Annotated in this window: 7 protein-coding genes; 2 read left to right on the top strand and 5 right to left on the bottom strand. The window is 75.6% G+C overall.

Translation table 11 applies throughout. From position 1 onward, the window contains the following. Positions 1 to 635: ArsR/SmtB family transcription factor (locus tag ACRWND_RS14405; protein WP_431949142.1), on the bottom strand; the 635-nt coding region annotated here is incomplete at its 3' end. A gap of 65 nt (positions 636 to 700) precedes the next feature. Here ACRWND_RS14405 and ACRWND_RS14400 point away from each other — a divergent pair. Continuing rightward, positions 701 to 2,269 (top strand): isocitrate lyase/phosphoenolpyruvate mutase family protein, encoded by a 1,569-nt coding sequence (locus ACRWND_RS14400; RefSeq protein ID WP_431949141.1) that lies wholly within the window; start codon positions 701 to 703, stop codon positions 2,267 to 2,269. A gap of 32 nt (positions 2,270 to 2,301) precedes the next feature. On the opposite strand, the gene ACRWND_RS14395 is transcribed toward ACRWND_RS14400, so the two are convergent. From ACRWND_RS14395 to ACRWND_RS14380, 4 genes are all read right to left on the bottom strand, one after another. Next, positions 2,302 to 3,015, bottom strand: a complete 714-nt coding sequence (locus ACRWND_RS14395) for a phosphatase PAP2 family protein (RefSeq protein WP_431949140.1) — start codon at positions 3,013 to 3,015, stop codon at positions 2,302 to 2,304. 10 nt (positions 3,016 to 3,025) lie between these two features. Next, positions 3,026 to 3,964 (bottom strand): M56 family metallopeptidase, encoded by a 939-nt coding sequence (locus ACRWND_RS14390; RefSeq protein ID WP_431949139.1) that lies wholly within the window; start codon positions 3,962 to 3,964, stop codon positions 3,026 to 3,028. A 97-nt stretch (positions 3,965 to 4,061) separates the two neighbouring features. Beyond that, a complete protein-coding gene (locus tag ACRWND_RS14385; RefSeq protein WP_431949138.1) occupies positions 4,062 to 4,658 on the bottom strand; it encodes a DUF5134 domain-containing protein in 597 nt (198 codons plus the stop codon). A gap of 101 nt (positions 4,659 to 4,759) precedes the next feature. Beyond that, entirely contained in the window at positions 4,760 to 5,665 is a 906-nt protein-coding gene (locus tag ACRWND_RS14380) for a DMT family transporter (RefSeq protein ID WP_431949137.1), read from the bottom strand. On the opposite strand from ACRWND_RS14380, the gene ACRWND_RS14375 reads away from it, so the two are divergent. Continuing rightward, entirely contained in the window at positions 5,664 to 7,121 is a 1,458-nt protein-coding gene (locus ACRWND_RS14375; protein WP_431949136.1) for a PLP-dependent aminotransferase family protein, read from the top strand. The genes ACRWND_RS14380 and ACRWND_RS14375 overlap by 2 nt on opposite strands. Positions 7,122 to 7,263 lie beyond the last annotated feature (142 nt).

Below are 7,263 nucleotides of genomic sequence, written 5' to 3'. Positions count from 1 at the left end.
CCTAGCTCCGTCACCTTCACAGCGCGCCCGGAGCCGACTCGCCGCACCCACTGCTCGTCCAGTGCGGTGGCGCACAGGGCCGCGCCCAGCGATCCGGCGAGATGGTGCCGGCGCTCCGTCCAGTCCAGGCAAGCCCGTACGAGGGGCCGCCGGGATCCCGGAGGCTGCCGGTAGCCCAGCGCGCCGGCCAGCCAAGCCCGCCCTTCCAGGGTGACAGCGAGCCCGGAGCCGGTGGCGACCAGGCCCCGGACGACCATGGCGTCGGCCAAGGCCACGCCCAGTCGCCCCGCCAAGTGGTCATAGCAGGTGCGGGCACGTGCCTCGGCGCTGAGCCGCACCGACTCGCGCAGGCTCCGTGCCCGAGGGGCGTCCGGGGCGTACGAGGAGAGGGCTTCGACCAGAGCCGCCGCCTCCGGGCCGGACAGCCGGACGTAGCGGTGCCGGCCCTGGCGTTCCTCGGTCAGGACCCCACCCGCGATGAGCCGCGACAGGTGCTCGCTTGCGGTGGAGGGCCGCACCCCGGCGTGCCGGGCGAGCTCGCCCGCCGTCCAGGCGCGGCCGTCGAGAAGAGCCTGGCAGAAGACGGCCCTGGTGCGGTCGGCGAACAGGCCGGCGGTCTCGGCGAGTGAGGACATGAGGCCATGGTGACGCAAGGACGGTTCGGAGGGTGCCGAACTGTTCCGGCTCTAGGTTCGGGGACGTGACGCCTACGACGCATCGCTTCGACCATTATGACGACATTGCTGCGGCGGCAGCCCACCCGGCGCTCGTCCCGGAACTGCCGGCTGCGGAAGGGGGTCCGGCCGGGATCGACGTCGCGTGGTTGCGCGCCACCGTGGCCCGGTTCAGCTCCGGTGCGTCGCACCGGCGACGGCGGGCCCTGGTGGAGGCCGAACTGGCGCGGCTGGACCCCGCCGAACTGCGGCGGGCGGTCGCGGCCCGGCCTGAGGGAGAGGTCCGGACACGGGTGGTGCGCACCCTTGCCGAGGCACTGGGCATGCCGGAGCCCGGGGCGGTCGCGGAGGCGGTGACCGTCGTCGCGGGAGCCTATTTCGGAGGTGCAGACGCGGCCGCGGACGAAGCGGTGGCCCGGTTGGTCGCGTCCTTGGTGCCGGCGTCGGCGGACGAAGGCGCCCTGGAGGCCGCCGCGGCCCGTATCGGACTACTGGTGCAGGCCTGCGCCGCGACGGCCGCGCTGGTGGAGGCGGCGGCCGCGGCCGGCAGCGACGTACCGGTGGCCCGGGTGCTCCGGCAGGCCCCGCCGGTACCGGCCATGCGCCGGGTCGCTGCCTGTGCCACCCGTGTCGGCGGCCGCGAGATCGCCGAGGGGGACAGGGTGCTCCTCGACCTCTCGGCGGCCAACCGGGTGCACCCGGTGCCCCTCGCCTTCGGCGCACCGCCGAGGGCCTGCCCCGGCCGGCCGCACGCCCTCGCCCTGGCCGACGGCCTGCTCCGCCGCCCGCGTACCGCCTTCGCCGCATTGCACGACCAGGAGGCGCCGCTGCTGCTGCCCAACGCCTGGGACTGTGCCTCAGCGGCTGTTCTGGCGGCGCAGGGTTTCCCGGCGATCGGCACCACGAGCCTCGGCGTCGCCGCGGCCGCGGGCCTGCCGGACGGGGCGGCGGCGACGGCGGAGGAGACTTTGGCGCTGGCCCGCCGACTCAAAGGTGGCTCCTTTCTGTTCACCGTGGACATCGAAGGGGGCTTCAGCGACGACCCGCAGGCAGTGGCCGAGCTGGCCGCGAGGCTGCATGAGGCGGGCGCCGCGGGGATCAACCTCGAGGACGGGCGCGCGGACGGCACCCTCGCTCCGGTGGGAGCGCACGCCGCGAAGATCGCTGCGGTCAAGGTCGCCGTGCCCCCTTTGTTCGTGAACGCTCGCACCGACACCCACTGGCTCGGGTGCCGGCTGGAGGAGACCGGGACCCGGCTCGCGGAGTACGAACAGGCCGGCGCGGACGGGGCTTTCGTGCCAGGACTGTCCGCCCCGGACGGGATCGCCTCCCTGGTGGCGACCCTTACCGTCCCGTTGAACATCCTCTACACGCCGAACGGACCCACCGTCACTGAACTGGCCGCGCTGGGCGTCCGGAGGATCAGCCTCGGCTCTCTTCTCTACCGCACGGCCCTGGCGGCGGCCGCGGCCACCGCGAGCGCTGTCCGCGACGGCCGTCAGGTGGAACCCGCGCCCCTCTCCTATGCGCAGGTGCAGGCGCTGGGGGCGTCTGCGGGGGCGCCGCGGCCATCGCGTGACGCATCTGCAGGGTGATGCCGGGCGCATCGCCAGAATCCGTCGACGCCTCAGGAGGACGGCCGGTCCGGTTCCGCCGCGCCCGTGCGCCACGGCTCGCAGAGCGCGGCCGTGGCGGCGAGCACGGCCGCCGCCAGCAACCAGCCCCCCACGACGTCCGAGGGCCAGTGCACGCCGAGATAGACGCGGGTGAAGCCGACACCGGCGACCGACACAAAGGCGACGGCACAGGCCGCCACGCACCAGAGGGAGCGGGCCGGCCGGCGGAGCAGCAGCAGCCACAGCAGCGCGCCGCAGACGAGCGCGGCCGTCGTTGCGTGGCCCGAGGGGAAGGCCGGCAAGGAGGCCGAGTCGACGGGGTCGGGCCAGCGCGGGCGTTGCCGGCCGACGAGGACCTTGGCGGCCGCCTGCAGCACCCAGCCGACGGCGCCGGCCAGCACCAGCCACAGGGCCTGCCGGTTCTCGCGCCGTACCACCAGCCACACGACGGCCGCGAGCAGCACCAGACGCATCGTCACCGGATCCCACACCCAGTCGGTCAGGACTCGGTTGAGCCGGGTCCAGCCCGGGTGCCGCACCGCGACGGAGTGCAGCTCCACCGCGATGCCGCGGTCGGCGGCGAGCAGTGGCCCCCAGTGCGCCGCGACGAGCCCGAGCAGCAGCAGGAAGGCGGCGGAGGCCGCCGCGCACTGGCTCAGGCACGTCTGGCGCAGGGTCCGGTCGGTGTCGTCCCGGACGTCGGCCGGCGCGGGAGGAGCGTCCATGGAGCCGAGGCTACGTGAGAGCCCCGATCCCCGGGCCGAATGCCACGAGCAGTGGCACGACCGGGATCAGCAGCGCGCACGCGGAGAGATGGGCGCGCCCGAGCCGGGTGAGGCGCGGCGCCGGGTCCAGCAGCCGGCTGACGCGGACGGGCACCTGCGCGTCCGGCGTCGGGCAGGGGCCGAACACGCCGCGGTGCTCGTTGAGTTCGACCAGGGCCAGAGCTGTGGTGAGCCGCCCGAAGCGACGCGAGGCGATATCGTCGGCGGCCAGTTCGACGAGCCGGTGCACCTGGTCGCGGAACCCGGCGAAGACCCGCACCTGCGGGAAGCCCGCGGCCAGCGCGCCCGCACAGTGCAGCAGGACGTCGTGCCTGGCCCGCGCGTGGCCCTGTTCGTGGGCGAGGACGGAGTCGAGCCGGCGCCCCTTCAGGCGGCGCAGTGCCGCCGTGGTGACGACCAGTTGCGGCCGGGGGCCGGTCAGCCACCAGACGTCCGGGCGCTCGCTCTCCAGGACGACCAGCCGCTCTTCCGGGGTGGCGGCCTCTCCTGGCAGCCGCGGCGAGCGGGCGCGCAGTTCCGCGCGGCGGGCCCGCTGCCGGGCGCGGGCCCCGCGGATCTCACGGGCGAGCATGGCGGCCGTCCAGGCGCCGCCACAGGCCAGCGCAATTGCCAGGTAAGGCGCCCAGGGCCCGTATCCGTGCAGTTCGTACGCCTCGACGACGCCATGGGGGGCGAAGGCGAACAGCCCCTCGCGCAGCGACGTCCACGTGGCGGAGGCGCTGAGGGCCATGGCCAGGAACAGGCACAGCAGGACCGCGCCGACCACGCACTGCCACACCCACAGGGCCAGTACCGGTTCCCGCTCGGGCCAGACGGCTCGGATGAGCAGGCGCGGTGCCGTGGCGGCCGCCGCCGCACCGAGCAGGAGCAGCACGAGCGGGACGGTCATGCCGCCAGACTATGAGGGCGTCGTCGCGCACGGGTACGGTACTCGGCCGGAAAGTGACGCGCCTCACTGCGATCACCCGGCGAGGAGCTCACCGCGATCACAAGGTGAGCAGCATGGCGAACATCCCTATCGCCATGGACACGCGGCACGCCGAGGCCAGTTCGGGCGCGTGCCCCACCGGCACGCCGCCCCCGGCGGCCGCCGTGCCGGCCGCCGCCACGGTGGCGGGGACCGAGACCAGGCGCACGCCCGCCGCGAGGACGTAGACCGCGAAGTACACCAGCAGCAGCCCGGTCGCCGCGGGCGACCCGGCCGGCGTGTGGCCGGCATGCGCCGCGCCGGCGGCGCCCGCGGCACCCGCCTCGGCCATGGCCACCGCCATGTAGACCATCGCCCCCGCGCCCACCGCGTGGTGCAGGTGGTGCGCGCCGTGCCGGGCCAGCAGAAGCGCGCGCACCGCGGCCACGCCGAAGACCAGGCCGAAAGCCGCCGAGACCCACAGCGGCGGGGCGAGAACCGACACCGGCACCGCCATCACGGCCATGCCCAGCCCCATCAGCGCCTCAGCGCGCGCCACCCGCCGCACGTCGGGCCCGGTGCCGGGGCAGCCGCGCCGGGTGCGGAACAGGCAGTACGCACCCGTGGCGGCGCCGAGCACCACGAGCAGCCAGGCCACCAGCGGCGGTCCGTGCATGAGCGGCCCTCCTTCGGCTCCTGCCCGGAGGATGCCCGTACCCGGCGGCGCACACTCCAGCGCACGGGCGTACCGGGGGAGCGCGGCGGGCGGCGCCCGGTTCAGCCGCGACCCCGCTGGGTGACGGCAACGCAGACCAGGACCGCCAGCGCGGCGGGCGCGGTCAGCGCGCCCAGATCCTCGCCGAGCAGCGCGGCCGCCCAGACCAGCGTCAGCAGCGGCTGGGCGAGCTGCAGCTGGCTGGCCCGCGCGACGCCGATGGCGGCCATGCCCCGGTACCAGACCATCAGCCCGAGGAACTGGGACACGACCGAGACCCAGAGCAGGCCGGCCACCGCGCTGCCGCCGAGGTGCGCGGGCTCCAGCGCGAGCGCCACCCCCGCGGCGGGCACCGTCAGGGGCAGCGCGCCGACCAGCGCCCAGCCGATGACTTGCCAGCTCGGCATGACCGAGGCCAGCCGTCCGCCCTCGACGTATCCCGCCGCGCAGACCAGCAGCGACGCGAAGAGGAAGAGGTCGCCCGTGGTCACGCCGCCGCCTCCCTGCCACACGGCGAAGCCCACCACGATCGCCCCGCCCGCGACGGCCGCCGACCAGAACGTCCTGGACGGGCGCGTCCCGACGCGCACGGCGGCGGACACGGCGGTGACCAGCGGCAGCGCGCCCACGACGACCGCGGCGTGCGAGGTGTCGGTGGTGCGCAGCGCCAGGGTGGTCAGCAGGGGGAATCCTAGGACGACGCCGAGCGCCACGACCGCGAGCCCGGCCCAGTGACGGCGATCGGGCCGCGGCGCCCGCGCCAGTGCGAGGCACAGGGCCGCCACCACCGCCGCCAGTACGGCCCGGACAGTGGTGGCGGTCCAGGGGCCGAAGCCCGTGAGCGCCCAATGCGTCGCGGGAAACGTCAGGGAGAAGGCGGCGACGCCGAGCCCGGCGAGCGCGGTGCCTGCCCCACGGCTGCCGGCCGCTATCGGCTGAACGACGGTAGCGCTATTATTTGCTGTCATGAATGACGGTAGCAGCTCCGAGAATCTCGCGGAATCTCTGCGGCACGAGCTTCACCGCTACTCGCCCGGTGAGAAGCTGCCGTCGAGCCGTGACCTCGTCGAGCGCTTCGGCGTCAGCCCCGTCACGGTCACCCGGGCCCTGGCGGCGCTCGCCGCCGAGGGCCTGGTCGTCACCCGTCCCGGCGCCGGCTCCTACCGTGCCCGTCGCACACCCGGCGACTCCCGCGCCGTGGACACCTCCTGGCAGCAGGTCGCGCTCACCGCCGAGGAGCAGTACGGCGAACCCGCGCCCAGGGTCGTCGACGCCTCCGGAGTGATCGCCAGCCTCGCTGTCCCCCCGCCCGGGGTCATCGCGTTCAACGGCGGCTATCTGCACGACTCGCTCCAGCCCGGGCGCGCACTCGGCGCCGCGCTCGCCCGGGCCGCCCACCGCCCCGGCGCGTGGGACATGCCTCCGCCGGAGGGGCTGACGGCGCTGCGGGCCTGGTTCGCCCGCGAGACGGGCGGCCCGGGCGGCGCCCTCGGCCCCGCCAACGTGCTGATCACCGCGGGGGGCCAGGCCGCGCTCACCACCGCCCTGCGCGCGCTCGCCCCGCCCGGTTCGCCGGTGCTCGTCGAGTCGCCGACGTACCCCGGCGCCATGGCCGTCGCCCGCGCCGCCGGGCTGCGTCCCGTCCCCGTCCCCATGGACGACGACGGCGTGCGCCCCGACCTGCTCGCCGACGCCTTCGCCGCCACCGGCGCCCGGGTCTTCTTCTGTCAGCCGCTCTTCCAGAACCCCACGGGCGCCGTCCTCGCCGCCGACCGCCGCCGCCGCATCACCGAGATCACCCACGCTTCCGGCGCCTTCCTCGTCGAGGACGACTTCGCCCGGCGACTCGGCCACGGCGCCGAGCCACCGGCACCACTGGTCGTGGACGACCCCTACGGCACGGTCGTCCACGTCACCTCGCTGACCAAACCCACCTCGCCCAGTCTGCGCGTCGGCGCGCTCGTCGCCCGGGGCCCGGTCATGGAGCGGCTGCGCGCCATCCAGATCGTCGACAGCTTCTTCGTGCCGCGCCCGCTCCAGGAGGCCACCCTCGAACTCGTCGGCGCCCCCGCCTGGCCACGCCATCTGCGGGCCGTCCGCGCGGGCCTGGCCGGCCGCCGTGACGCGATGCTGACCTCCCTCCACCGCGACGTGCCGGGGCTCGCGTCCGCCCTGCGCGCCCCCACCGGGGGCTATCAGCTGTGGCTCCGGCTCCCGGACGGCACGGACGAGTCCGCCCTGGCCGCTGCCTCGCTGCGGGCGGGTGTCGCCGTCGCCCCCGGCCGCCCCTACTTCGCCGCGGAGGCGCCGGCCCCCTATGTGCGCCTCAGCTTCGCGGACACCAGCGGGACCGAGGAGATCGCCGAGGGCGTCCGCCGGTTCGCGGCGGCCTGCGCCGAGACCGGGGTGGACGGGGTGGGCTGATGACCGGCGGCGGTCGTCCCGCGGCGTCGCGGTGTCTCGTGACGCGCGGTGAGAGGGCCGTGGCCGGGCGGGGGGAACCCCGTACCCGCCAGTCGTCCTGAGTGACACGGCCGCCCCCGACCTCCGGCCTCCGCCGGGGACG

This window comes from Actinacidiphila sp. bgisy167 (assembly GCF_965342175.1).
Lineage (GTDB): Bacteria > Actinomycetota > Actinomycetes > Streptomycetales > Streptomycetaceae > Actinacidiphila.
This window is presented reverse-complemented; position numbering and strand designations above follow the sequence as displayed.